Source organism: Candidatus Pseudomonas phytovorans, assembly GCA_029202525.1.
GTDB classification, from domain to species: Bacteria; Pseudomonadota; Gammaproteobacteria; order Pseudomonadales; family Pseudomonadaceae; genus Aquipseudomonas; species Aquipseudomonas phytovorans.
This window is the reverse complement of sequence record CP119325.1, coordinates 283,692-309,570: the sequence shown is the minus strand read 5'-3', so window position 1 is coordinate 309,570 and position 25,879 is coordinate 283,692. Positions and strand designations below refer to the sequence as shown.

Sequence of the window (25,879 nt, the reverse complement as noted above, 5' to 3'; positions counted from 1 at the left end):
ATAATCCACAGGGTCTGAAATCTGCACTGTATCTGTGGGAGCGGGCGTGCCCGCGAAGAGGCCAGTACAGGCAGTAAAATTCCTCAAAATCTGCTGGTCATTTTTTCACCAACACCTTAGCTTAACGTTTTGCAATATATGCTTGAGCGAGGTGTGTGATGTCGATGGAAGTATGGTTGGGCTTCTTTGCCGCCTGTTGGGTGATCAGCCTTTCACCCGGTGCCGGGGCAATTGCCTCGATGTCCAGCGGCCTGCAGTATGGCTTCTGGCGTGGTTACTGGAATGCCCTGGGCCTGCAACTGGGCCTGATCGTGCAAATCGCCATCATTGCCGCCGGCGTCGGCGCCATCCTGGCCGCCTCGGCCACGGCCTTCCAGGTCATCAAATGGTTCGGCGTCGCCTACCTCGTCTACCTGGCCTACAAGCAATGGCGGGCCTTGCCGATGGACATGTCCGATGAGTCCGGCGTGCGTCCGATCGGCAAACCGCTGAGCCTGGTGTTCCGCGGGTTCCTGGTCAACGTCAGCAACCCCAAGGCGCTGGTGTTCATGCTGGCCGTACTGCCGCAGTTCATCAACCCGCATGCACCGCTGCTGCCGCAGTATGTGGCGATCACCGTGACCATGATCACCGTGGACATGCTGGTGATGGCGGGGTACACCGGGCTGGCATCGCGGGTGTTGCGCTTGCTGCGTACACCCAAGCAGCAAAAACGACTGAACCGGACCTTTGCCGGGTTATTCATCGGCGCGGCCACCTTCCTGGCGACCCTGCGCCGGGCACCTCTCTGACAGATTTCAGGGGCCTGGTTCAGGCCCCTGCTGATCACCTGTCGTCACCTCGTTTGCCCCGACCGCACAAGTTTGGCCCTGCCTGCCGCTACCCGGCCTAAAATTGAAGATTGGGGGGCGAAACCGGAGGTGCATCATGCGTATGGCAAAGACCCTGCAGGCCCGCCTGGACAAGGCCAACTGCGACTACGACATCATTCCTCATCCACATTCGGCCACGAGCCTGGAGTCGGCCCGTACGGCCGGCGTGCCCGCCGAGCGGGTGGCCAAGTCGGTGATGCTCGATGACCGTCATGGCAACTACATCATGGCCGTGCTACCGGCCAACCGGCACCTGGACATGAGCAAAGTGCGCATGTCGGGGGCCTGGCAACTGACCCGCGAAAGCGGCCTGCCGAGCCTGTTCGGCGACTGCGAGCGCGGTGCCGTGCCGGCCCTTGGTGATGCTTATCAGATAAAAATGCTGCTTGATTCGAGTCTTACTCGCCAAGGTGATGTCTACCTGGAGGCAGGTGACCACGATCACTTGATCCACATGAGCATGGAGCAGTACATGAAGTTGGTGCCGCACGCCGAAGTGCGCGAGCTGTGCTGATGTTTTCACACCCATGCCAGGCGGGCGTCGTGGACGGCCTGCCTGGCGCTCAGGAGGAACCATGGAAGCGCCGATCCATCACTTTGCCGACCTGTTCAAGCAGTTGGGCTTGCCCGACGATCCCGAGAGTATCGATCAGTTCATCACCAGCCATTCCCCGCTGAAGAACGAAATCAAGCTGGTGGATGCGCCGTTCTGGACCGAGTCTCAGCGTGCTTTTCTCAAGGACAGCATCATTGAGGATGCCGATTGGGCGGAGCCGTTCGATCAACTTAACGAGGCGTTGCGCCGCCCCCGAAAATAAAGCGCCGAGCGGCACCTGACGAGTGATTGGCCGTTGCTATGCTCAGGAAAACAATAAGGGGATAGCGCAATGAAAGATCCCTATGCACCAGGTTTCTGGTGCTCCGTGACGATCCTGGGCACCCTGACGGCCAGTTATTTCTATGGCATCAGGCAGACGCAACAGATGAACCAGGCCGTGCATTTTCTGTATGCGGCTGCAGCGGTCACCGTGGCGGTTGTATTGGTGGCGCTGACCTGGATTGCCTGGCAGCAGTTGCACCTGAACAAGCGTGAAGTGATTCAGGGGCGAACGTTACTGACCATCTGGAACACCAAGGTGGCCCTGCGCCGCGTCGAAACGGTGTTCGACCGCTATTTCTGGGGCAGTTACTGGCATTCTGGGCGCACGTTCGAAGAAGTCATGGGCGAGCTCAAGGGCACACCGCTGGAGCAGAGCCTGGATGCCCTGAAGCGCCAGTGCCGGGCACTCGATCGTGAAATCCATGACCACCATCACCATTGGCTGGCCAATGCACGCGACCTGTCCAGCGTGGCCCAGGCCATGGCGCGTGAGCGCTATCAGCTGGACCTGGGCGAGCCCACCTGCAGTGGCCATGGCAATACGGCAGTGCTCAACCGTGACCTGGAGGTGCTGGTGTACACCTGGTCGGCGCGCCTGCGCAGTTTCGACCATCAACTGGACGAATTGGAGCGCGCCTACCACTGAGGGGCTTCACTCGCCTCGGATGTACTGCTCCAGTTGCTGAATCAGGCTGGCCTGTTCGGTGATGGTTTCCTTGACCAGGTCGCCGATCGACAGCAGGCCGAGCAGCTTGCCGTCGTCGACCACCGGCAGGTGACGCAGGTGCCGGTCGGTCATCAGGTTCATGCAGAAATCGAGCTTTTGCTTCGGTTGCACCGTCACCACGGGCGCACTCATGATTTCCCGCACCGGGGTGGCGGCGGAAGAGCGCCCCTTGAGCACCAGTTTGCGCGCGTAGTCCCGTTCGCTGACGATACCCACCACCCGGTTGCCCTCGACCACGGGCAACGCACCGACGTTTTTCTCCGCCAGCATTTTCAGGGCGTCGAGCACCGAGTCATCCGGGCCGATGGTGTAAACGGTCTGGTGCTGGGACTTGGTCTTGAGGATTTGTTCGACGGTCTTCATACGGGCCTCTGCGGGTGAAAAAGCGCTGTCTCGGAGTAACTAAAGCATCCGGCACGGCGCTCTGCACGGCAATGCAGGAAACGGCATGGAGCCCATTGAAAAACGTCATGAGCCTGCCGAGGGCAACTGGCTTGCCCGAATTCTGAAGGCTTGCGGGGTCCATGTGGGAGCGGGCGTGCCCGCGAACACCGGCGCAGCCGGTGCCAGACACCGCGTTGAATTCTTCGCGGGCCCGTCCGCTCCCACAGGAGTCTGGGTGTTTCCTATAGGCAACCGCCTGCGGCCACCTCCTGGCTCGCTTCCTTGAGTGCCGCCGCCACAGCGGCTGCATCGTTGGCGGTATACACCCGCCCGCCGGTGTTGCTGGCTGCGCAGTTGGAGCCGGTGCTGGCGCTGATATTGACCACGTTGATGCGCAGGCGTGGCTGGTTTTTGGCGATCTGCTCCGACACGCTGCACACGCTGGTGCCGCAACTGTCCCGGCCATCCACGAACATCACGATCACGCCATCCTGATCGCGTCCGTTCATCTTGCTGGCGGCGGCTTGCAGGCTTATCCCCAACCCGGTCCCGCCACGTGCTTTCAGGTCGGCCACACGTTTGACCAGGTCTGCGCGCTGGTCTTGCCCGAAGACGCCGTGATCCACCGGGCTGCGGCAACCGTCAAAGGTCACCAGGCGCATGTTCACGGTTTTGTCGAGGTCGGCGATGACGGTGCTCAGCGAGCTTTTCGCCACGTCCATACGGGTGAGCCGTTGCGGCTGGTTGTTGGCCAGCAGCTCATCGACGTAGGGAATGCGGGCCAGCAAGCCGATGTACCAAGGGTCAGCTTCTTTTTTCACCCTGATGCGCTGGTCCATGGAACCCGAAGTGTCCAGCACTACCGCAAATTCCGAGGCCTGGAACGCGCCCCCCGGCGTACAGATCGCGGTCTGCGTGTAGCCTTGCCAGCGCTGGTACAGCACAGGCCAGCTGCTGTACAGCCAGTAGAGCAGGAGCAGTAACAAGCCAAACAGCATCCAGGGCCACAGGCGCAGGCGGCGGCGCTCGGTCATCACCACGGTTCGGGTCTGGGCGGGCTTGGGGGGTGGTGCTGGTTTTGGCTTGGCCGGCGCGGGCTGTCGCGGTAAGGGAGGCGCGGGCACGGTTGGCGGCGCAGCGAGAGGTGCAGGCTGCCCCCAGCGAATCACCAGAGGTTCGTCGTTGATGCTGTACAGGTTGGCCAGGTCCGGTTGGCCGATGAGCGTGCGTAACGCCTCGGCTGCGGGTACCTGGCCGCGCCGTTGCAGCTCATCTGCCAACTGGCTGACGGCTGACTGGCGCTCTTCATAGCGTTTGAGCAAGGCAGCCTGCTGCTCTCGGCCGAGCGTGGCATACAGAAGCGGTTGCCCCTCCAGTTCAGACCACCATTCCAGCACCCCGTCGCGGCCCTGTCTGGGTATTGCGTACAGGTGAGCGATGCCCGGCGGAAAGTGCTGGCGGATCAACGCCACCCTGAGTTCGAGCGCGCTGGCAGCATCCTGGCTGGCGTGGGTGTCGCGGTTTACCCTTTGCATGGTTAGTCCTGGTTGCAATCGGCTGAGCTGGAGACTTCCTGGCTGGCAAGCTTGATGGCTGCGGCAACCTGCACCGCATCGCTGGCGGAATAGATGCTCCCACCCGTGCTCTGGGCGACACAGCTGGCCAGGTTGCTGTTGCTGATGTCGATCAGGTTGACGCGTAACCGCGGCTGCTCGCGGGCAATCCGCTGCGCTACTGCACAAACGTCCTGGTCACAGCCGTCGGCACCGTCGATGAACATCAGGATCACCCCATCGCGGTCGCGCCCGTTCATGGTCTTGGCCGCCACATCAAGGCTGGCTGCCAGGGCGGTGCCATCGTCTGGCACCAGTGCCTGGATACCGTTGATCAGTGCCGGGCGCTGGGCCAGAGAGAACACGCCGTGGTCCAGCGGCGCGCGGCAGCCATCGAAGGTCACCACGCGCATGTCCACCGCCGGGTGCAGGTCGTTGATCAGGTGGGTCAGGCTGCTCTTGGCCACGTCCATCCGTACGGGGGCCTGGGTAAGGCGCGCGACACGCTGCTGATCGATGTTCGGGTCGCTGTTGATGTTCTGGAAGAACCATTGCTCGTCTTCAAGGGTAGTGGCGACGTTGAGTTGCATTGAGCCCGAGGTGTCGAGCACCACGGAAAACTCGGGTGGTTGTACGCGGGTGTCCTTCACGCAGGCGTAGGGCGTGGCGGGGCGGGTGCCAAGCCAATGCTGCAGGTAGGGCCAGCCGAACCACAAGGCCAGGGCCAGCAACAGCAGGCCGAGCAGTGGCAACAAGAACCACGGCAGCCAGACCCAGCGCCGACGCACCACTGGCGCGGGGCGGGGCGGTGGCGGGGCGGGCGAAGGCTTGACCGGGGCAGGTTCGGCCCAGCGCACGACCAGCGGTTGGCCGTTGATGCTGTACAGGTTGTTCAGCTCGGCAGGCCCGATGAGCTTGCGCAGCAATGCAGCATCAACGGCCTGCCCCAGGCTTTCCAGCTTGCTTACCAGCTGTTGCACGGCTTCCTGGCGCTCGTCGTAGAGGCGCAGCAAGGCGGCCTGTTGCTCGGCGCCGAGGTCATGGTACCGGTGTGGTTGGCCTTGCAGTTCCGACCACCATTCGCGCTGGCCATCCTTGCCGTTGCGTGGGGTGGCAAACAGATGAGCGATGCTCGGGGGAAAATGCCTGACGATGATCGCCATGGCCTGTTCGAGCACCCGCAGGTCGTCCTTGGCGGGGCTGGTGTCGCGGGTGACCCGCTGCATGTGGATATCCTGAAAAGATACGGCAGCCGAAGCTGCCGATGAGGTTTTACTCGTAACCCAGGCTCAGCTGAAGGCGGCTGACCTGTTGTTGAAGAGCCGCGAGCTTCTGCTTGCGGGCTTCGATCTGGGCGCTGCTGGCATTTTGCGAGGGTGCGGCCTGGTTAGCTTTGAGCTGCTGCTCAAGGCCGGCGATCTGCTTTTGCACATCGCTCTTGTTGCCATGGCGTGCCTTGAGCGTGCCCAGCAGGTCGTTCAACGACTTTTCCAGGCTGGCCTGCTGACGCTGCTGGCTTTGCAGGTCCTGGCGGGTCGAGGCCTGCAGTGCACTCAACTGTGCGTACACTTCGTTGAACTGGCGGTTCTGCTCCTGGGCGCCGAGCAGTTCCTGTTCGCTGTTGCGCACACCTTCGGCATAACCGCCGCCGTAGTCGCAGTTGAGCTTGCCGATCAGGCTGGCGCTGCTGTCGGAAGCATTGCACTGTGAGGCCGTGGTCGCACAACCGGCCAGGCTGGCCAGCAGTGCCAGGCACAGGCAGTTACGTAAAAACATGGGGTGCCCTCCTTCAGCCCAGGGTGATTGCCGAACGCTGGCTGTAGAGGCCATCGACCTCCTGCTGCAGCGATGCGACCTTGGTGTTCATCTTGGCAATCTCGGCTTCGACCTTTTGCACTTCGGCCTGGCTGGCGCCGCCATCACGTTCAAGCTTGGCCACCTGCTGGTACTCGTTGACGCGGGTTTTCATGTTGCTCAGGTCTTTGCGCATCAAGCCGATGTTCTGGTCGATGTTGGCGATGTCCTGCTGGGCCTTGGCCTTGTCCAGGCTCTTGGCTTTCATGCTCTGCTGGATGCTGGCTATTTGTTGCTTGTCGTCATTGATGACGCGTTGCAGCGTATCGGTGCGCGCTGCGACTTTGGCGGTTTCACCCTGCACTTCGGTGGTCATCGCATTCAGGCGCTCGGAGGTATTGGCATATTTCGCCCGGCGCTGGTCGAGGTAGTAGTTGGCGCCCATGGCCACGCCGCACGCACCGACACCGGCGATGATCGAACAGGCGGCCTTGTTGCCGGAGTTGGACAACATACAGGCAAGAATGCCGGCGCTGGCGGCGATCGCACAGGCCTGGAAGCCCGATGTGGTGAAGAATTTGGCATCGTTGCCGCTGGTCAGGCGCGGGTCGACCGTGCCCTGGCCACTGGTCAGCGAGCTGCCGGTATTGGCGCAACCGGTAACGGCCAGGCAAGCAGCCATCAGCAGACCCAGCCAAGGGTTGATACGGGTGGATGTAGGGACGTTCATGGTGTAGCTCCTGGATGTTCTTGGGTCAGTGTGCGACGGTCTTGCAGCTGTTCAGCCATGCGTTGGCATCGATCTTCTGGGTCTTGAGGAAAGACATCTGGTTGGCCCAGTGGGTGCGCAGGTAGGGCGACAGGTCCTTGAGGTTCTTGTTGGCTTTGAACGAACCGTCCAGCACCGGAACCTGGGCTTCGAGCAAGTCCTTGCCGTACAGCGAACCCGACTCCACCAGGGAGCTGGCGTAGTAGCGGCTGAGCTTGTGCAGGCGCTCCTGCTGCTCTTCGAGCTTGACCTTGCGCACGCCACAGGTCGGGTCTTCTTCGCCGGCCTTGCAGTTGCTGGCGTAGTTTTTCTGCAGGAAGTCCAGGTACTGGCCATCGTCGAGCATCTTGGTGCACAGGAAGGCGCCAAGGTTGAGGCTGGCGCGGATCGCCTGGTCGCGGGCTTCCTGCTGCTGCTGGTTACTGGCGCGCAGCTGGTTCTCGACGGTTTTGAGCTGGTTCTTGAGGGCTTCGTCTTCCACGTTGGAGGCGAGCTCTTCCAGCGCCTTGACGGTGCCCTTCTGTTTGCTTTCGGCAGCCGGTTGATCGCTGCCCAGGTTGCTCCAGCTTTTTTCGATGTTCTTTACCCGGTCGCGCGAGGTCAGGGTCGGAGAAACCATGGCCAGGCGCAGGCCGTTGGTCTTCTTGGCCACTGCACCCTCGGCGTTGTAGTACGGCTCTTCCTGGCGCAGCGAGGTTCGCAGTTCGCCTTCGCTGGTCAGATAGTTGCCACCGCGCACCACATAGCCCCCGGCCTGGCCGTGCTGGCGGTCAAGCTTGTTCAGGCGGAACGGCTCGAACATCATCTCGCTGGCATTGCCGAGCATGTCATGCAGGCCCAGCGGGTTGGGCTTGAGCAGCCCGCTCAGCTGCAATTGGCCGTTGGCAGACTGCGCGCCGGCGAACCACTCGTAGGCATTCAGGCCCTCGGGCATGGGGTAGCGGCCATCGCGGAACTCGGCCGTACTGACTTGCAAGCCGCCACGTGCGGCGAATTCCCACTCCACTTCGGTTGGCAGGCGCAAGAAGCCCTGTGCGCCATCTTCCTTGGGCAGCTTGTCGGGTGCGTTGGCACGTAACCAGCGGTTGTACTTGTCGGCGGCCTGCAGGGCGTCCAGCCACGACACCGATACAATCGGCAGGCGCTGCTTGTTAGAGGCGGTCGGGCAGGTTTCGTCCATCAACGCCTTGTACTGCAGTTGGCTCATCTCGTACTTGGCGAGCAGGTAGTAGCGCGACTTCTCACCTTTGGCACTGGTGAAACTGCCGGCAATGAAGGCGGGGCGTGTCTGCTCGACATAGCCCCACTCGGCGCTGTCCTGGCCGATGTTGATGGGGTAGTCGTCCAGCGGCCCGGCCACCGGGATCATTACCTTGCGAAAGACCATGGCACCGTCACAGGGCATGGGCAGTACCACGTCTTCGGCGTCGGCCATCGGGTTGTAGTACTTCTCCTCCCAGGTGGCCGCTGTTGCTTGCAGCGCAAAGCCGAGAGCAAGTGGCGCCAGAAGCAGGTGGCTGTAGGCTTTAGAGTTCACGCAGGCTCTCCGCAGGTTGTATCCGTATGGCACGCAAGGCGCCGATCAGGGCGACCAGGCCGGCAACCAGCAAGGCCAGCAGCAGGGCGACCAAGCCGTGCCATACGGTGATGTGACAAATGAAGGTGCCGGTTGCCTGGCTGCTGACCAGCAACCGGTCGAACAGCAGGCTGCCGAGGTAGTAGCAGCCGAGCCCGCCCAGGTAGCCCACCAGGCTCAGCACCAGTGCTTGAAGCACGACGTAGGCCGATACTGCAGGGCTGCTGAAACCCAACAGGCGCAGCACGGCCAGGTGGCGGCGCTTTCGGTCGATGTTGGCCAGGAAGGCGCCGACCAGCGAGGCGATGCAGCCGATCAGGGCGGCCCCGGCAATAACGCCGAAAATCAGCCCGAGCACGTGGTTGATTGCCTTGACGCTGTTGATCTCCGCCAGGCGGCTGGCGGTTTCGATGCGCTGCTCGTTGAGCCATTGCTCCAGCGGTGCCACGCTGTCGATGTCCCGTGCATAGACCCGGGCCCGTGCGTAGCCGACGCTCAGGGTATCAAGGGCCTGACCACTGCTTGCTCCAAGGCTGGCGACCAGATAACCATCGCGATAGTGCTCCAGCTCCATCAGTAGCTCGGGGCTGACAAAGGCTGCAGGGCGGGCGAAGCGCACCGAGCTGACGATGGCACGTACCTGCAGTGCGCGCTCGCCACGCTCGTTGACTTCGTTCAGGCGTCGGGCAACGCGCAAGCGCAGGGTGTCACCGACCTTGGCTTCAAGGCGTTGAGCGGCACGTTCGCTGAGAATCAGCTGGTCGGGTGCCAGCTCGCTCAGGTCTGTCGCCAACAGCGGATCGCCGGCACGAGTAGGAATCACCTCGACGTTGTCAGCGAAGCGGCCGTGTGCGCCCAGCAGGTCGGCCTGGGTGTTCAAGGAGCGGGTCTGACCGATCGCGAAGCCCACCTCCGGGCGTGCCTGCAACCGCTGCAACCAGGCTTGGTCGAAATGGCCGCTGCTGAGCATTTTGACTTCAAGGTTGCGGGGGTCGCTGAGCAGTTCCTGTTGCAATTGGCTGACTACCCCGTGCTTGAGGCCGAACAGCAACAACAGGGGCGCAATGACGGCGACCAGCGAGGCCGCCATGCACAAGGAAACATTACGGTCGTGCCAGAGATCGGCCAGGGACAATCGGGCCAGCAGCGCCAGGCGCTTATGCCACGGGTTCAAAGCGTGTTTCCCCTTGACCGTTGATGGCAGCCAGGCGCGGCAGGCCAAAGCGTTCGACCAGTGCCCAGTCGTGCGACACGACCAAGGCGCTCAGCCCTAGCTCCGCCACCAGCTGCAGCAGCAGTTCGAACAGACGTTCTGCATTGTGCGGGTCGAGTGCGGCGGTGGGCTCGTCGGCCAACAGCACCCGCGGTTCATGGGCGATGGCACGCACGCAGGCCACCCGCTGGCGCTCGCCTATGGAGAGCGCCTGGGGCAGCTTGCCCAGTAGCGGCGCCAGGCGCAGTGCCTCGATGGCTTTGTCCACCGCCGTGCTGGCAGGTGGCAGGCCGAGCAGGCGGCGTGGCAGCAGGATGTTGTCGCGCACACTGAGAAAAGGCAGCAGCCCGCCGTTCTGCAGCACAAAGCCAAGCTCGCGCGAACGCAAAGCCGCCAACGCTGGCTGCTGGTCGCTTGCCAGCAGGCTGGCCACATCCTGGCGTTGCGGGCCAAGCCTGTAGTGCGTCAGTTGCTCAGGCTTGAGCAGCAGGCCGATGGCCTCCAGCAGTGTGCTCTTGCCGCAGCCGCTCTCGCCGGTTATCGCACGTACTTCGCCGGGCTTTAGGCACAGTGCGTCCAGCCGTACCCGGTGAGCCTGCGATCCTTCGCCTCGAACGACTAGTAATCCCTTGATATCGAGCATATGAGGTCAGGGCATCATTTCCAGCGGCACCGGGTAGACGTTGTCGCGGCTGTCACTGCCCGGCGCCAGGGCAACCCAGCGGTCGACGTCGGCGTTGTAGCGTTGGTAATGGCGTAGCTTGGTGCTCAGGCTGCGGATGAATTTCTCCTGGGCCAGGCCATCCCAGCCTTTCCAGGTTTCTTCATCCAGGTTCAGCACTTCGCTCTGGTAGGGCAGGTCTTGCAGGTACTCGCCAAGTACGCCCAGGTCTGCCACGCGGGTGGTCGAACCCTGCTTGAGCTGGTTCGGGTCGGCACCCATGGTCGCTGCAACCGAGCGCAGGCGGGTGAACATTTCGTCTGGCGAAATCATGCCTTCGTTGGCGGCATCCAGGATCTGCTTGAGGACATCGCTCAGGTCACTGAGCTGGGCCTTGGTCAGCAGTACGCGCACATCGGTGGTCGGCACGTTCTGTTTGATCAGGTCGCGGTCGCTGATCCAGGCCTGGAACACCGGCGGCGCCTGGGTACCGTTGGCCTTGCCGAGGTAGGCCAGCTGCATGGCGTGGCCAATCAGTGCGGCATCCTCGAGCATTTTCTTTTCGGCAGGGTCGGCCTTGGCGTTGGTTGCGCTGCCGATGGCAGCCTCGCCCATATAGGCAGCCCGCACTTGCTGGGTGATGGCGGCAGCCAGGCCGTCGACCTTGCGGCCAAAGGCCTCCACATCGCCGGCATTGACGGGGTAGTACAGCGAGGTGTTGGTACCCGGGTAATTCGACAGGGTGCGGTACTGCGCTTCGGCGGTGCTGTGGTTCTTGGCGCCGCTCGGGGTTTTCAGGTGCAGGGTGTACAGGGCCACACCCGGGTTGCTGGCTTCGATCTTGACCTGTTCGGCACCCAGGCCTGTGCTCGACAGCTTGTCACCCCCGTCGATGGCGCCGGCATCGGTGATCAGCACCACATAGCGTGCGCCAAACTGGCTCCAGTCGATCTGGTCCACGGCAGACATGACACCGGCGTAGGCATCTTCGTTGAACTCGCTGCTGGATACCTTGGCCTGCTTCAGGTCCGCGACCTTGGCCATGAAGTCGGCACCGTCTTTCACCGTGTTGGGGTCGGCGTACATCTTGCTGACGTATTCCAGGCCCGGCACGGCCTTGGTGCTGGAGCGGTAGGCAACCAGGCCGAACTTGACCTGCTTGCCGAGGTTTTCTTTCTCGATCTGCCCGTACACGCGCTTGATCGCCTCGCGGGTGCGATCAATGTACGGGTCCATCGAAATGGTCGAGTCGATGACGAACACCACGGCTGCGCTGAACGCCTTCAGCTGTTGGTTGGCAGTGCCCTGGCCGGGTGCAGGTGTTGCGGCCGCGGCACTGTCGGCCTTGCTGACCGACGCCACATTGAGGATGCGTGTGCGGAAGCCCTCTTCGGTCATCACTTCTTCGCCGCTAAGCACTGGCAGCAGGTAGAAGTTTTTCTGCAGATCGACGAAATACTCGGGCTCTTCGGCCAGCACGCCGGGCGCCTCGTTGCCGTGCTTGAGCTTGGCGCGTATCGGGGCAACATGGCTGACGGGGTCGGGGGCGTTGAGAATGCCTTCGAGCTGGTTGCGCTCCTTGAAGAACATCAGCCGATCACGGTTGGCGGGGTTGGTAAATGCCAGGGTCAGTTGCATTTTCCATTCGACGGTGCAATCGGCGGGCAGCCAGCCGATGCTCTTGCCTTGTGTGTCCGGCCCGACCCGCAGCCACTCGCGGGTGTCAGCCTGGGCGCGTTCGTACACGTAGAAGCGGCTGAAGGTCGGTTGTGCGGCGCCAGGCGCAGCCCCGGCGTTATCGCTCAGCTTGCACCCTGGCGTGGTCAACACGCGCTGGAACAGGGTTTTCTTGCCGTCCTGCAGCAGGGGCTTGTCGGCAGCTTGCAGGGCAGGGCTCAGGGACAGGGCCAATAGCGCGGCGCCAATGCTACGCATCTTCATGGCTTGAGCTCCTCGTAGCGCTGCTTGGCTTCGGCGTTGTTTTCATCGAAACCGAGGATGGTCTCGTACCAGGAGGCTGCCGTGGCGGCTTCAGGCGCCTTGAAGCAGCTGCTTGGCTGGTGGAACTTGGGGTCGTATTCGTGGGCGTAGGCCGTGGCGATCTGGATGTCACCGGCATTGGCGCGGTTGGCATACAGGCGCTGGGCTACGTCGCACTGGTCGTTGGCCTTGGCCAGGCTGATCACTTCAAGCAGTGCGGCGCTGTCCGGCTTGCTCTGGATACACGACTGCAGGAACGCCAGCGAGCTCTGGCTTTTCATGCTTTCCAGCGAGCAAGGTTTGGCCCCGTCGTCCTTTGGAACTGGCTTTTCTTCAGGCGGCACGGGTGCCGTTACTTCCGCTGCGCTGCGGTTGAACCACCACCAACCGCCCCCGGCGCCAAGCGCCAGCAGGATCAGGATCAACAGGGGCAACAGCCACTTTTGGCCTTGCTTGGCAGGCGTTGCCGGCGGCGGGGCAACAGGCGCTGGCAGGGGGGCTGGCGCGGCCTCGGTCTTGGGCTCGGGTTCCGCAGCCACTGCCGGAGCAGGTTCAGGGGTGGTCACCGCAGGGGGCTCGATAATCACCGTCGCGCTGGGCAGCGGTGCCGGGGGCGGCGATTTATCCAGCGCTGGCCCAGGCTCGACAGAAGCCATGATGGCGCTGTTGAAACGCACCATGCCCAGGTCGCTGCGACCGGTCTGCGGGTTGCTGACCTCGATGCGGAAGGTGGCGGTGCCGCTGGCTTGCAGCAATGGGTTGATCAGGTTGGGGCCGATCCGCGTCTCGATGGCCGGTGCGCCTGCAACGGCGCTCAGGCCATCCAGGCGGAACCAGTGAGCAACCGGGGCCCAGTGGCCACCATCATGCAGAAACTCGTGGGACTGGCTACTTTGCAGAGAGCATTGCAGCCCCTCGCTGGTGCCTTCCCAGCCGGTGATCCGCAGCAGGCCTTGGCCCGGCGTGTTCACATCCAGTGGCAGCACATCAACTCTGATACCCATTGCACTCAACTCGCTTGAAAGGTGTTCAGCAGTACCGCCAACTGGCGTCGCTGCTCGGTGGTGATTTCAGGGTCCGCGCCGCTCTTGGCGTTTTCCTGGGTCAGCCAGGCCAGGCCGGACAACCAGTCGACCAGGAAGCTTTGTTCCTGATAGGAAGGCTGTTCTAGTAGTACCGGCAAATCGCCTTGGGCAACCGTCTGATAGGTGTTGAATAGCGGCCCGCACTCACCCAGCAGGGCCGTTGGCCGTTCACTGACGGGCATACTCAGCAGGCCGAACCAGGCCAAGAAGTCGCGCATGGCCAGTTGCACGGTCAGCACTTGGCGCTGGACCAGTTGGTCGCGTCGCACGCCGTTGAACACGCGGCGCATGACTGCAGCGTCTAGTTGCTCGATAAAGGCGGGGCGACGTACCGCACTGACCAGCTCTTCGACCAGGGCCTCGGCCACTTCACGGGTGATACGCAAGCTGGCCAGGCGCACCGGCTGTGTGCCCAGGTCGCGCATGTGCTTGATCCAGGCTTTCAGCGCGGCGCGCACAAAGCGTTGTTCGGCGTTAAGCCGCTTGGCCAGCGGTTTGGGCGCTGCTGCGGCTGGCGCTGCAGACGCCTTCTTGCCGAACAGCGGGCCGAAGGTGATTGCAGGTGCTTTGTTGGCCGGGCCTTGGCTCGCTTGCTCGGGCGCTTCGCTGGCTTGGCCATCGATACCCTCGATGTCGTACACCCCGCCCAGATACAACTCGCGCAGTTGCTCGACCGGTACTTGCAGGGCATGGATCAGTTCGCTGATTGCATCCGGGTCTTCGCCCAGGTTTTCCAGCAGGTACTCGGTTTTCTCGCGCTTTTTTTCCAGCAGCTGTTCAAAGTCTTCTTCGCGCCAGGCATGCAGCCCGTGCTCCAGCAGGTCGGTACGGCACTGCTGCAGTTGTTCTTCAATACGCGCCAGTTTGAAGTCCAGGTCATTGATCTTGGCGAAGCTGGTGCTGAACCGGCTGATGCCACCATCGTTCAGGGTAAGCATGGCGTCGAAGGCTGCGCCGGTATCTGCCATATGGCGTTTGGCGGCAGGGAGGTCGACAACGTACTGCTTGAGCTTCTGGATCTCCGAGGCGTAGCTCTCGACCAGCCGCAGCTCTTGGTTCTGCTCGTTGATCTCGACGAACGCGGTACCCGTGAAGGCCGGCTTGCGGACCATGTAGGTATTGTCGAACGGCTTGCCAACCGACCATTCCTTCATCCACTCCTGGCTACCAAAGCGCTCAACGATGGTGATTTTCATCAGCCGCTCGGCGGTCAGGATTTTGTTCGAGTCATCCGAGCCAAGGGTGCTGTTGACCCAGCCATCGCACATGGTCAGCGCCCAGATCAGGCCTGGCGCGCGTTGGCCCCGCTCTTTCGGCGTGGCGCCCTGGGTGTTGTGGATCCAGCGCGTCAACACCGGGCCGACACTGATGACGTCGCTTTGCTTCATGGTGCTGGTGCACACCACCAGGGCATTCATCTCTTGCGCTTCGCTGTAGCGCTCGAAGAGGTAGGCCACCTTGCCGCGCAAGATCAGGTTCCAGTACGGGTACACCTCATCGGCAGACTCTTTCAATGCCGCTTCGTCGACCGACAGGTATTTGTTACGGGTGCGGTAGCCGGGGAAGTCGAGAATGTCGACATCCTGCGCGACCGAGGCGGACGGGCTGTTGCGCAGGCTGAAGTTCACCTCTACCGCCAGTGTCGCCAGCTGCGCGATGGTTACGCCAACACCGGCCTGCAGCTTGTCATCTTGCAAGGGCAGCACAGTGACCGGCTGATCGCGACGGGTGCCCAGGCGGCTGAGCACGTCCACGCTCATGATGTTGTAGGGCGATGCTGTGATGCCTACGGTTTCTTGCTTGAATACGCTTACCGGCGCATACACGGTTTCGGCATAACCCAACGTTTGCAGGACACCGGCCAGCTGGATGTACACGTCGGTAATGGGCGCCTGCCCACCCCACAGCACAGAGAACAGCTTTGCACGTTCACGGGGCGCCAGGCGCGGTGCCAGCTTTACTGCCCGTGGCCAGTAATGTTCGTCAAGCAGGCGGGTGGATTTCTCGAAATTGCTTTTCAGGTAGTCCCACAGCGCGACCACGTCATCACTGCTTACGCCGGGTTGCGCAGAGCCTGTGCCCTGGCCTTCGAACTCATTGAGTGCGGCGTGGATACGTTGCTCGGTAAAGCTGTAGTCCATGCGCTCGTGGTCAAAGTCCTCGAACCACGAATTGCAGAGTATTTTGGCGATCTCGATTTCGCCGAACAGCTTGAGCTCGACAGGGTAGTTGTTATCCCGGCATGGCTTGGACGCGTGGCTGAACCGGGTGACCAGGCCGGTGGCCTCGCCACCGCCGCCTGGCGGGTTTACATGCCGGATGAAGTCCAGCACCTGGCCACCAAAGTCACTCTCCAGCTTGCCATTGCCGTCCGACGCGAGCGCCGAGATCAAGTACGACTTGCCCGCCTGCGAGAGGCCAAAAAACCCCACGGTCATGGGGTTGCCGGCACTGCGCTGCAAGTGCTTTGCCCGGTTGCGCGCGCGGCTTAGGCGCAGGCTAAGCCCGTCGGCCTCGGCCTCGACGCTGGCGGCATTGCCACGCACCTGTTCAATCCACTCCAGGGCCTCGCCGGCGCCTTTGTGAATGGCGCCCCAGGCGCCCATCAACTGCTGTTGCTTTGGCGTAAGGTCGCTCATTTTCCTTTGACGTTCCCGCTGTCCAGCCAATAGTCGGTGTCTCTCACGCGCATGGTCGGCATGGTGTTGAGTGAGAGCTCAAGATCCCGGTCGACGTCGAAGTCGGCATCCTGGATGTTCGTTTCCAGCTTCTGTATGACCAGCTTGTCGCTGATAAGCCCTTGGTCGCGCTCTTCCTGATCGAATTGTTCGATCTCCAGGCGAATACGCACGACCGGAACCTCACCATTTTTGCCAACTGCTGTGCTGAGCGCCGCCCTGCCCGAGGGGGTGAAGCGCAAGGTGTAAAGCGGTGACGCGGGCCAGCGCTGGGCGGCCAGTTGGCGGTAACCCAGATGCAGGTCTCCGCGCAACTCCAGCCAAGGCGTGCCACGTTGCTCGCCCTCGCCGACGATCGGCAGTTCGATCAGCCCTTTATCGGACTTCAGGTCGTGGTAGAGCACGTCGGCATGTTTGATGCTGCCGGCAGGGTCGATCTGGCCGAAGTGCTTGATGACCGAGTAAGGTTTTAGCGCGGCGGTGAGGAAGTAGAAGTTCGTCACGCTGTGGTTGGAGCACAGCAGGCAGATCATCGCGCCCACCGAGGCGGTGCTTTTCGGGTCGTCGATCAGGCCATTGCGGTGGAAGGGGTACCAACCGCCGGTGCGGTAGTTCTGCATGGGCAGGATGCGCCCTGGCGGCAGCGGCAGGCGCTGGCGGATGAACGCCTGGATGCCTGGCAGGCGCGATGGTCGCCCCGTCAGCAGCAGCATGTCGCAAGGGTATTTGGACGCCACCTCGCACAGTTCGGCGAGAATCTTGGTGATGTTGAACTGGCCGCCCATGAACGCAGCGTGTACCCGCTCAAGGTCGAAGGTGATCGGTGTCTGCAGCAAGTCGAGCGTGCCATCGCGGCCCGCTTCGCGGCGAACACCGGCGTTGACGAACGCCAGCACTCTGTCGTTGACCGCAGCCTCACCCAGCGCCTGTTGCCAGGTTTGTTCGACCGGGACGTTGGGCTGCGCGGGGTCATATTGCTCGTAGGCCTTTAGCAGTGCCAGGCCCAGCGGCACAAATACCTGCAAGTTCAACTGCTGGCGCAGCAGGCGCTCTTGCACAGTGGCATCGCCGGTCCCGCACAGGCGCGACATCAGCTCATCCGGTGCAGGTACGCCAGCACTGCGCAGTGCATTAGCGAACGAGGGCAGGATGAACTCCTGTATCACGTCCAGCAGGATGTCGTCGCCGGCGATCTTGAACCCGTCACGAAAACGCTGGTTCGGCACGATGTGCACGTTGGCCCCGGCGCCGCCACCGTTGCCCCAGTCCAGGCGGTAATCGGTGATTACCAGGTCGGTGGTACCCCCCCCGATGTCGATGGTCGCCAGGGTGATCTGTTCGTGCTCTTGCTTGTCTGGCCGGGCCACGGCGGCAAAGAACTCGTCGGGGTGGCCGGCAAAGTTCTCGACCACCTCGTTGTACAGGTACACCAGTTGGCCGCAGCTGGCCTCGTCCCACTCTACGCGAACGCTGGGGAGCGGAGTGCGGGTCTTGACGTCCTTGCCCTTGAAGGGGTTGCTCTCGTCCTGGTGCCAGCCCAGGCTCTTCCATACCAGGCCGATGGCTTCGTACAGCCGATTGCTGAGCAGGCTGCGCTCTGCCTGTGGCATGCCTGGCGGCACGGTCAGGGTAATGCTGTTGAGCCTGCGCGGTACGTTGGAGTGCCCTTGGCGCGAACGTTGGGCCGGGCTGTTGATCTGGGTCAGCGCCTGGGTCACCACCTCGGCCAGCATGAAGGTCATCAGGCTGCTGCGCGAATAGCGCGGGTTGAACACCGGCATGTCGAAAGGCTTGAGGTACAGCGGCTGGCCGCGGTCGTTGATCAGGTTGGCAAACGGCCCGGCAACGGCCATGGGCTGTTTTTCGACCTTGACGTAGGCGGTGTTGAACCGCCAGCCGTGGCCGTAGGGTTTTTCGTCCCACAGATAACGTTTCGGGCTGGAAAGCCCGGTCGAGCCTTCAGTGCCGCGGTTGCGGCTGGCAAGGCGGCTGGCTTCGCCGCCGACGCGCGCGATGGTCGGCCACTGGAAGGCGTTATGCCGGCCACTCTTGTTTGACAGGTGGTTTTTGCCGAACGCGGCGTGGGTAAATTCGACCCGGCTTTCGAACGCCTGGTTATAGACCTTTTCTGGCTCGCTGAGGTCGCGCAGTGCCAACACATAATTGTTGAGCATGCCGCCGCCGTCCTGGGCGTGGTCCTCGATGAGGATGCCGCAGGTGCGCGAGTTGCCGACGTCCAGCACCAGGTCCACCAGGATGGGTTCGACGATGCTATCGACATCGTTGGCAATCACCTTGATTTCCGGGATTTCGACCTTGGGCTTTTCGTTGCTTTGCTCAGCCGGTACCGGGCGGCGCAGCAGGCTCAGCAGGTTCAGATAATGAGCAAGGTGGCGGTTACCCTGCAGCTCTCGGTCCAAGCGTTCGCGGGTCAGCTCAGGACGGGCTTCTGTGTAGACCTCGGTGAGCCAGTCGCGGATCCAGGTGTGTGTCAGGAACCAGCCATATTCACGCGCACTGCACGCCAGTTTGAACGCCACCCCTGAACGCACGTCCTCTTCACTGGGGGCCAGGTAAGGGGCACCTTCGACCATTGCCATGGTGCGGCTGTCGAAACCGAGGGTAAAGCGGTGAGTGTTGCCGTCGATATCCGGCTCGGCGAGCTTGACCAGGCGCATGCGCGCCCAGTTGTTCGGGCCTTCGTCAAAACGGTAGGGCGGCGTGAAGCGCAGGAACGGGATGGGCAACCAGACACCGTCCAGCAGTTTCAGGCTGTCTTCCATGGGCAGGCGGAAGTGGTTGACTTCGCTGGAGTCGAACGCCACCTGCACCACTTTGTCCGGCTCGGGCTCGTAGAAGTCTTTGTATTCCTTGGACCACAGCAGTCGCGTAGGCACCATGCCGTTGTTGAGCTGGACGAATTTGCCGGTCTGCTCGCCATCCGGGCCGAGACGCAGGGCGAAATCCATGAATTGAATTCCGGTATCGCTGACCAGCGTGACCGTTTCTTCGAACTGGGTGATTTCGGGCAACATCTTCTGCGTTTCTCGTGTGATTAGCCGGCTTTTTTCATTTGAATGTCGAAGCCTTTGGCGCCGTAGTTGGCGTTGCAATCGGCAGCGCCGTTGGCTTTGGCTTTGCAACCCACTTGCGGCAAGTCATAGCTGCTGCCGTCGGCACAGGCGGCCTGGCCGGAACTGTTGATCGACAACAGGCCGCCTTGCATGGCTGCGGCGACCGGCGCATGGCACTGCACTTTGTCCGGGCGGGTGACCGTGGCTTGGCCCTTGCCGTTCTGGAAGTCGTACTTCAGGCGCAGCGGCTTGCCAGTGCCGGCTTCTTGAATGCCTGCACCCGCCCACTTGCCGTTGAGGAAGTCAGCGTTGCCATCGGCCGCATTCGGGGGAATGCTCAAATCATCAGGTTGCGGCGGCGGATTGCCGGTTTGTGCTTGCTCATCGGCCAGCTGCGGTGGCGCAGGTTGCGTGTTCTCTGGCGTCGAGGCCTCGGCCTCACCTGGAGGTGGCGCGTCGGGTGTTTGCTCTGGCGCTGGCTGCTGCTCTGGCGCTGGCGGTGTTTCTGGGTTGCCTTGCGCAGGGGTGTCGGCACTGTCCGCCGGCGCCTGGCTATCGCCTTGTGGCGCGGCACCGCCGGCATCGGCGGGGTCGCCCGACAGGCTAGCCGGGTCGCCGGTACTCGCCGCCGGGTCTGGGGCAGTTGCACCGGTTGCACCGTTCGCAGCGCCAACCAGGTTCGACGATTGTGTTGTCACTTGGCCTTGGTGGTTGACTGGCACCGAAGTATTGCGGCCAAGGTCCGGGAAGCCTGGGCCGGAAAGGTTGACCCCAGGGATGCAGCCGCGTAGCCCGAACAGCAGCAGGAGCAGTAGTGCCAACATCAGCAGCAACGGCAAGATCCAGCGCAAGTTGCGCCACCACGGCAGGCGCGTGACGGCAGCGACTGGCGGTACTGCAGCAGCTGCTGCCGGCGCAATGGGCGCGGCTGGGGGTGCCAGCGGTGCGGCCACGGGCTCGGCGATGGGGGCAGTGCGCGGGTACAGGCAGTGCAGGGGTTGTCGGCTGCGCTCGGCGCCGGCATGGATGAAGCCCCAGAAGGTCAGTACCGGGCGGCCATCGACCAGGTAGACGAAGTTTTCGTCAGGGAAGGGCACCACACAGGTGAGCAGCTTGCCGAACACGGCGTTGTCACCTTCGGCGGCCTTTCTGGCCGTTGCCGAGGGTTGGCCGTTGGCGTCCAGGCCCAGCAAGGTATTGCTCAGGGCGTTGATCTTGCTTTGCAACATCTCGAGCTGCACACGTGCTGGTGCGCGCTCTTCTTCGGTGGCGCTGCTCCAGGGAATTACATCGCCTGGGCGGTCGCTGTACCAATCGATGGTGCGGCCCTGCTCATCGCTCTGCGGGATGGCCAGGTGCTCGATCAGCTCCGGGTGCTCCGGGTACTTGCGACGAATCGCTTCGCGAATCTGCAAAGCAGCGCGATAGACGGGTTGGCCAGTCTCGCCCAATGCGGTGAAGTGTTCACTTCTACCGCTGCGTAGTAATACTCCGCGCATCCTTGTAGACCTACCTAGTCTTTTAGCCGAATCCGTTCGGTATCCATTAAACAATACCGAAAAACCGAACAACACTAATGGCAAAGTGCTTTTTTCGTCAATTCATATGGATGGCTTTTTGACGTCAAAGGACGTTTTATCCGGTTACACTCCCTCTGGTCCGATCAACGGCATCGGCAACTCATCATCGACGAATGGAGCACGAAGAGCATGAGCCTTTGGGATGACCTGAAGAAGAAGGCCTACGATGCCAACCCGGAGCTGGCCGCCAAGGCCGCCCAGGCGTTGGAGAAGGCCCGGGACCTGGCGGTTGAGGCAGGGCAGAAAGCTGCGCCCCTCATCAAGGAAGCCAGTGACAAAGCCGCAGGCTACGCGCAAGAGAAAACCCCGTTGCTCAAGGCCCAGGCCCTGAAGGCGATAGACGATGCCAAGCAGCGCCGTGCCCAGCTGCAAGAACAGGCCAAGCGCGACAAAGCCGCGCGGGCGGAGATGATCCGCACCATGTACGACATCACGCTTACGCCGGAAGACGTCAATTTCGTCGAGGAGCCGTTCAACCATTTTGAGCGGCAGTTGATGTTTTTCGTGCGTAACGGTGAGGTGCTGGAAAGCGAAAAGCGCAACCAGACGCATCTGGACGCCTACCATTCGCACCGCAGCACCGGTGGCCACATGTGGCAGGGCAGCGGCCATACCGGTAGCAGCTCATCGACCATGCAGGTCACTTCGCAGAATGTTCAGGAGCACGAGTTCTGGGTCCGCCTGGAGAATGGGACCGAAGCGTGTTTCCAGCTGAACAACAATGGTGTGCGCCTGCGCCCTGGGCAGCATGTGAGCATGGCGTTTGTGCGCAACGCCAACCAGGACACGGGGCAGATGGTTGCGCTGTACAACCATAACGCAGGGGAGAACTTCGTGACCCTCTCGCCGAGGGAGATCAACCAGCAATTTCAGCTGTACTTGAAAGAGCCCGGCATTTTCAACGCCAACGAAGTGAACAGTACGCGCGACAGGCTGCTGCAGGCGCTGGACAAGCGTCTGGGCGAACTGGCCAGGTACATGGCGCTGCACGGTGACAGGCGTTCCGGCCAGCTGATAGAAGCCCAGGCGGAATAAACGAAAAAGCCCCGGGAGATCTCCCAGGGCTTTTTTGATATGGCGCACTCGGCGGGATTCGAACCCACGACCCCTGCCTTCGGAGGGCAGTACTCTATCCAGCTGAGCTACGAGTGCAACGCGCACGCATGATACCCATCTGCGTCGTTGACGTCCATCGCCTTGATCTGTGGCTGTTTTTACCTGTCTGGTATCAAAGCGCGATCAGTTCCGGCCGTAACCCTTCCACCCGGTGTGCAGGTGGCGGCAAGTGGCCGCCGGTGCCGGTGATCTGGTGCAGCACCCTCTCTCGCAAGCCGTGCAGGGCTACGCCGCTGCGCAAACGCGGGTGGGGGAGGTCGATCTTCACCACCGACTTGATCCGCCCCGGGCGCGGCTCCAGCACTACCACCCGGTCGGCCAGGTAGGTGGCTTCTTCCGCGTCATGGGTTACCAGCAGGGTAGTGATGCCGGCGCGTTCACGAATGGCCAGCAACTCGTCCTGCAACTGCTGGCGGGTCAGCGCATCGAGTGCACCGAACGGCTCGTCCAGCAGCAGAATCCGTGGGCTTGCCACCAATCCTCGGGCAATCGCCACGCGTTGGGCCATGCCGCCGGAAAGCTGGTGTGGGTACGCTGCCTCGAAGCCGGCCAGCCCCACCAGCAGCACGAATTCATGCACGCGGCGGGCGCGCTCCCCCTGGGTCAGTTGCTCGTTCACCAAGCCCAGGGCAATGTTCTGCTCCACCGTCAGCCAAGGGAACAAACGGTGCTCCTGGAACACGATGCCGCGCTCGCCACCTATGCCGCTGACGGTGTGCCCGTCGACGCGGATGCTGCCGCTGTAGTCGGTATCCAGGCCCATCAGCAAGCGCAGCAAGGTGGATTTTCCACAGCCGGACGCACCGACAATGGCAATGAACTCGCCCTCGTTGATCGACAGATTGAAGTTGCGAATCGCCTCAAACGGCTGGCCGTCCACGGTGAACACCTTGCCGACCCCGTCGAAGCTGACCAGCGGCGGGGTGGTGTCGGGCTGATTGGCCGCGTGCAGGTGCGAAGTGTTGAATGCGTTCATGCGGTTCTCCAGCGCGTAGCGCGCGATTCGAGGCGTTGTCCAAGGGTGCCAAGCAGAGCGCCGACCAGGCCTATCAGAACCATGGCGGCCATTACCTGGTCCATGCGGAACAGTTGTTGGGCGCCGATCATCAAGCTGGCGATGCCGCCATCCGACGGCATGAAATACTCCGCGCCGATGGTGCCCAGCCAGGCGTAGATCAGCGACAGGCGCAGGCCTGCGAAAATCGCTGGGGCAGCGCCGGGTAGCACCAGCAGGCGCAGGCGCTGCCACAGGTTCAGGCGCAGGGTGCGGGCCGCTTCGCCCAGTTGTGGCGAAAGGCTGGCGATGCCCCGCTGGGTAGCGATCAGCAGCGGGAAGAATGCGGCCAGGCCAACGAACACCAGCTTGGCACCTTCACCCAGGCCGAACCACGCGGTGAGCAGCGGCACCCAGGCGAACAGTGCCACCTGGCGCAATGCTGTCAAAGTTGGCCCGAATACATGTTCGGCAGGCCTGGACAGCCCCAGCAACAAACCGGTCAACAGGCCTGCGCCGCCGCCCAGCAACAGGCCAGTCAGGGTGCGCTGCAGGCTCAGTATCAGGGCCTGCGGCAACGAACCATCGGCCAGGCCGACCAGCAGCGTGCGCAGTACCTCAAGTGGCGAGGTGAGGATGTTCGGGTCAACCCAGCCGAAGCTGTTGCTGGCCTGCCACAGCGCCAGTAGCGCCAAGGGCAGCAGCAGGCTTTGCCAGCCGCGAGGCAAAGGCCCGCGCTGCTGCTCGCCAGTGGCCGGCTGCGGCCAATACAGCAGGCGCTTTTCCAAGGCTGAGAAGCTGCGCTCCAGCACAGCGCCGACCAGGCCGATCACCAGAATGCACAACATCACCAGGTCGAGCATGAACAGTTGCCGGCCCCACACCATCAGGTAACCGATCCCCTCGCTGGAGGCCAGCAACTCGACCGCCAACAGCGAGGTCCAGCCGGTGGCCAGGGCCAGGCGCACGCCGGTGAGGAAGGCGGGCAGGGCGGCCGGCAGTAACAGGCGCAGGAACAGCAGGTGCCGGGGTAGGCGCAGCGCTGCAGCGGCCTCACGCAGTTTTGGCTGGGCATCGCGCACACCCACCAGCGTGTGCAAGGTAACGGGAACTATCACGGCTTTTACCAGCACCACCAGCTTGAGCAGCTCGCCGATGCCGAAGAACAGCATGAACAACGGGATCCAGGCCAAAGTAGGAATCTGCGCCAGTGCCACGAAGGTCGGCAATATCAGCGTCTGCGCCCGCCGCGAAGCACCCAGCCACACCCCCAGCAGCAGGCCGCTGGCAATGCCCGCCGCCAGCCCCCAGAACAGCCGTTGCAGGCTTATCCACAGGTGCCCCCACAGCTCGCCGGAGCCAAACTCCAGCGCGCTCTGCCATACCAGCGCTGGCGCCGGCAGAATCTGCTCGCTCATCCAGTGCTGCCGGCTTGCCACCACCCAAAGCAGCGCAATCAGCACAGGCAGCAACCAAGGCAAAACACGCTCCCCAGAGAAGATGCGATCCCTGTGGGAGCGGCCTTGCGCCGCGAATGGGTCGCGTAGCGGCCCCCCCCGATTCCTGCTCAGAACTCCATTCATCGGCGATCTCTCGAAGCATTGTTAGGTTATTCAATTATGGAATTAAAAAAACCATAAAGTTACTTTCAAGAGATAAGAGCATGCACTTCCTGCATACGGAAGCCCCCCGCCGTTGCGTTTTCCTCATATTTTCCATGCGTTTTCCGCAAGCTCCCCGCAGGCCCGCATGCAGCCTGATTTATGCCTTCCAGTTACTAAAGAATGAAGTTTTGATCTTTGTAGGTTCTAACCGGACCTGACTAGCTTCTGGCCAAAGCGCCGGCCATCGCCGCTGGCAGCCTGCCAAGGAGCCTTGCCATGAAAACCCCGTTGCGTCACCTGATTACCGCCCTTGGGCTGGCCTTCACCCTCGGTGCCCACGCGGCTGAACCCGCCAAGCCAGAGAGCATTCGCATCGCGGTGCCCGACCTCAGTGCCGGCAGCAAGCCGAGCGCGGGCGGCGTGGTCGATGTATTGCGCGATCAGCAGTTGCTGGAGAAGGAGTTTGCCAAGGACGGCATCCGCATTGACTGGCACTTCTTCAAGGGGGCCGGGCCGGTGGTGAACGAGGCGTTAGCGAACGGCCAGGCCGACTTCGCCTACCTTGGCGACCTGGCCGCGATCGTCGGCAAGGCCAATGGCCTGGACACTCGCGTGCTGTCGGCGGGAGTGCGGGGGGTGAAGAGCTACCTGGGCGTGGTGCCCGGCTCTGGCATCAAGACCCTGCACGACCTCAAGGGCAAGCGCGTAGCAGTGTTCCGGGGCACCGCCAACCAACTGTCGTTCGCCAGCGCCCTGGCCAGCCAGGGGCTGACCGAGCGCGAACTGAAGGTGATCAACCTCGACTTCAATGCCGCCAATGCTGCGTTGGCCGCCAAGCAGATCGACGCCACCTGGGGCCTTTCCAACCTGCTGTCGCTGCGTGAGCGCGGGCTGGTCGAACTGCCGGTCAATTCGCGTGACCTGGAAGGTGCCGGCAGCACTCAGGCAGTGCTGCTGGGTACCGGTGACTTCATCCGCAAGTACCCCGAACTCGTCCAGCGCCTGGTCAACGCCCAGGAACAGGCCAGCACCTGGCTGCGCGACGAACACAACCGCGACGCCTACATCGACCTGGTGGCCAGCAATGCCAACTGGCCGCGCAACATCCTCAGCGACGACCTGGCCAAGGAAGACCTCGGCCACTACTTCGACCCGCGTCTGGACGCCGATTTTGTCCGCCAACTGCAGCAGGGCGTTGACCTGGCGGCCAAGGAGCGCCTGATCCGCCGTGGCTTCCAGGTAGCCGACTGGGTCGAGCCACGCTTCCTCGATGCTGCGCTGAAACAGGAACAGGCCGTGCAGGCCGCCCGCTGAACCTTAAAAAACCCGACAATGACCG

Annotated in this window: 21 protein-coding genes and 1 tRNA gene; 6 read left to right on the top strand and 16 right to left on the bottom strand. The window is 62.4% G+C overall.

Going from position 1 to position 25,879, the window contains the following annotated elements:
* Positions 1-158: 158 nt before the first annotated feature.
* The 4 genes from P0Y58_01340 to P0Y58_01325 all read left to right on the top strand — a co-directional run bounded on the left by P0Y58_01340 (position 159) and on the right by P0Y58_01325 (position 2,398).
* On the top strand, positions 159-791 hold the full coding sequence (locus P0Y58_01340) for a LysE family transporter (protein WEK30863.1): 633 nt from the start codon (positions 159-161) through the stop codon (positions 789-791).
* Between the two features lie 136 nt (positions 792-927).
* The gene (locus P0Y58_01335) at positions 928-1,386 is read left to right on the top strand and encodes a YbaK/EbsC family protein (protein WEK30862.1); all 459 of its coding nucleotides are present in this window, start codon (positions 928-930) and stop codon (positions 1,384-1,386) included.
* Between the two features lie 61 nt (positions 1,387-1,447).
* Positions 1,448-1,690, top strand: a complete 243-nt coding sequence (locus tag P0Y58_01330) for a DUF2789 domain-containing protein (protein ID WEK30861.1) — start codon at positions 1,448-1,450, stop codon at positions 1,688-1,690.
* A gap of 69 nt (positions 1,691-1,759) precedes the next feature.
* Complete coding sequence (locus P0Y58_01325) at positions 1,760-2,398, top strand: NADH:ubiquinone oxidoreductase subunit N (protein ID WEK30860.1); 639 nt, start codon at positions 1,760-1,762, stop codon at positions 2,396-2,398.
* Between the two features lie 6 nt (positions 2,399-2,404).
* On the opposite strand, the gene P0Y58_01320 is transcribed toward P0Y58_01325, so the two are convergent.
* The 13 genes from P0Y58_01320 to P0Y58_01260 all read right to left on the bottom strand — a co-directional run bounded on the left by P0Y58_01320 (position 2,405) and on the right by P0Y58_01260 (position 20,745).
* Positions 2,405-2,842: a CBS domain-containing protein gene (locus P0Y58_01320; GenBank protein ID WEK30859.1), complete on the bottom strand. Its 438-nt coding sequence runs from the start codon at positions 2,840-2,842 to the stop codon at positions 2,405-2,407.
* Positions 2,843-3,105: 263 nt separating this feature from the next.
* The gene (locus P0Y58_01315) at positions 3,106-4,398 is read right to left on the bottom strand and encodes a VWA domain-containing protein (GenBank protein WEK30858.1); all 1,293 of its coding nucleotides are present in this window, start codon (positions 4,396-4,398) and stop codon (positions 3,106-3,108) included.
* A 2-nt stretch (positions 4,399-4,400) separates the two neighbouring features.
* On the bottom strand, positions 4,401-5,642 hold the full coding sequence (locus P0Y58_01310) for a VWA domain-containing protein (GenBank protein ID WEK30857.1): 1,242 nt from the start codon (positions 5,640-5,642) through the stop codon (positions 4,401-4,403).
* 46 nt (positions 5,643-5,688) lie between these two features.
* Complete coding sequence (locus P0Y58_01305; protein ID WEK30856.1) at positions 5,689-6,192, bottom strand: hypothetical protein; 504 nt, start codon at positions 6,190-6,192, stop codon at positions 5,689-5,691.
* 13 nt (positions 6,193-6,205) lie between these two features.
* Entirely contained in the window at positions 6,206-6,940 is a 735-nt protein-coding gene (locus P0Y58_01300) for a hypothetical protein (GenBank protein WEK30855.1), read from the bottom strand.
* A 25-nt stretch (positions 6,941-6,965) separates the two neighbouring features.
* Positions 6,966-8,516, bottom strand: a complete 1,551-nt coding sequence (locus P0Y58_01295; protein ID WEK30854.1) for an SUMF1/EgtB/PvdO family nonheme iron enzyme — start codon at positions 8,514-8,516, stop codon at positions 6,966-6,968.
* Complete coding sequence (locus P0Y58_01290) at positions 8,506-9,729, bottom strand: ABC transporter permease (GenBank protein WEK30853.1); 1,224 nt, start codon at positions 9,727-9,729, stop codon at positions 8,506-8,508. Before P0Y58_01290 ends, P0Y58_01295 begins: the two co-directional genes overlap by 11 nt.
* Complete coding sequence (locus P0Y58_01285; protein WEK30852.1) at positions 9,713-10,411, bottom strand: ABC transporter ATP-binding protein; 699 nt, start codon at positions 10,409-10,411, stop codon at positions 9,713-9,715. Before P0Y58_01285 ends, P0Y58_01290 begins: the two co-directional genes overlap by 17 nt.
* Before the next feature lie 6 nt (positions 10,412-10,417).
* Positions 10,418-12,370, bottom strand: a complete 1,953-nt coding sequence (locus P0Y58_01280; GenBank protein ID WEK30851.1) for a VWA domain-containing protein — start codon at positions 12,368-12,370, stop codon at positions 10,418-10,420.
* Positions 12,367-13,413, bottom strand: coding sequence for a hypothetical protein (locus P0Y58_01275; GenBank protein ID WEK30850.1), 1,047 nt, complete (start codon positions 13,411-13,413; stop codon positions 12,367-12,369). Before P0Y58_01275 ends, P0Y58_01280 begins: the two co-directional genes overlap by 4 nt.
* A gap of 5 nt (positions 13,414-13,418) precedes the next feature.
* Positions 13,419-16,133, bottom strand: a complete 2,715-nt coding sequence (locus tag P0Y58_01270) for a virulence factor SrfC family protein (GenBank protein WEK30849.1) — start codon at positions 16,131-16,133, stop codon at positions 13,419-13,421.
* Positions 16,130-19,207, bottom strand: coding sequence for a virulence factor SrfB (locus tag P0Y58_01265; GenBank protein WEK30848.1), 3,078 nt, complete (start codon positions 19,205-19,207; stop codon positions 16,130-16,132). The genes P0Y58_01270 and P0Y58_01265 overlap by 4 nt, the downstream gene beginning before the upstream one ends.
* Before the next feature lie 20 nt (positions 19,208-19,227).
* Positions 19,228-20,745: an SrfA family protein gene (locus P0Y58_01260; GenBank protein ID WEK30847.1), complete on the bottom strand. Its 1,518-nt coding sequence runs from the start codon at positions 20,743-20,745 to the stop codon at positions 19,228-19,230.
* A gap of 210 nt (positions 20,746-20,955) precedes the next feature.
* On the opposite strand from P0Y58_01260, the gene P0Y58_01255 reads away from it, so the two are divergent.
* Complete coding sequence (locus P0Y58_01255; GenBank protein WEK30846.1) at positions 20,956-21,861, top strand: hypothetical protein; 906 nt, start codon at positions 20,956-20,958, stop codon at positions 21,859-21,861.
* A gap of 40 nt (positions 21,862-21,901) precedes the next feature.
* Here the strand turns inward: P0Y58_01255 and P0Y58_01250 are convergent.
* The 3 genes from P0Y58_01250 to P0Y58_01240 form a co-directional block, all read right to left on the bottom strand.
* A tRNA-Arg gene (locus P0Y58_01250) sits at positions 21,902-21,978 on the bottom strand.
* 76 nt (positions 21,979-22,054) lie between these two features.
* Positions 22,055-22,918: an ABC transporter ATP-binding protein gene (locus P0Y58_01245; protein ID WEK30845.1), complete on the bottom strand. Its 864-nt coding sequence runs from the start codon at positions 22,916-22,918 to the stop codon at positions 22,055-22,057.
* Positions 22,915-24,519, bottom strand: coding sequence for an ABC transporter permease (locus P0Y58_01240; GenBank protein ID WEK30844.1), 1,605 nt, complete (start codon positions 24,517-24,519; stop codon positions 22,915-22,917). Before P0Y58_01240 ends, P0Y58_01245 begins: the two co-directional genes overlap by 4 nt.
* Before the next feature lie 297 nt (positions 24,520-24,816).
* On the opposite strand from P0Y58_01240, the gene P0Y58_01235 reads away from it, so the two are divergent.
* Positions 24,817-25,854: an ABC transporter substrate-binding protein gene (locus P0Y58_01235; GenBank protein WEK30843.1), complete on the top strand. Its 1,038-nt coding sequence runs from the start codon at positions 24,817-24,819 to the stop codon at positions 25,852-25,854.
* Positions 25,855-25,879 lie beyond the last annotated feature (25 nt).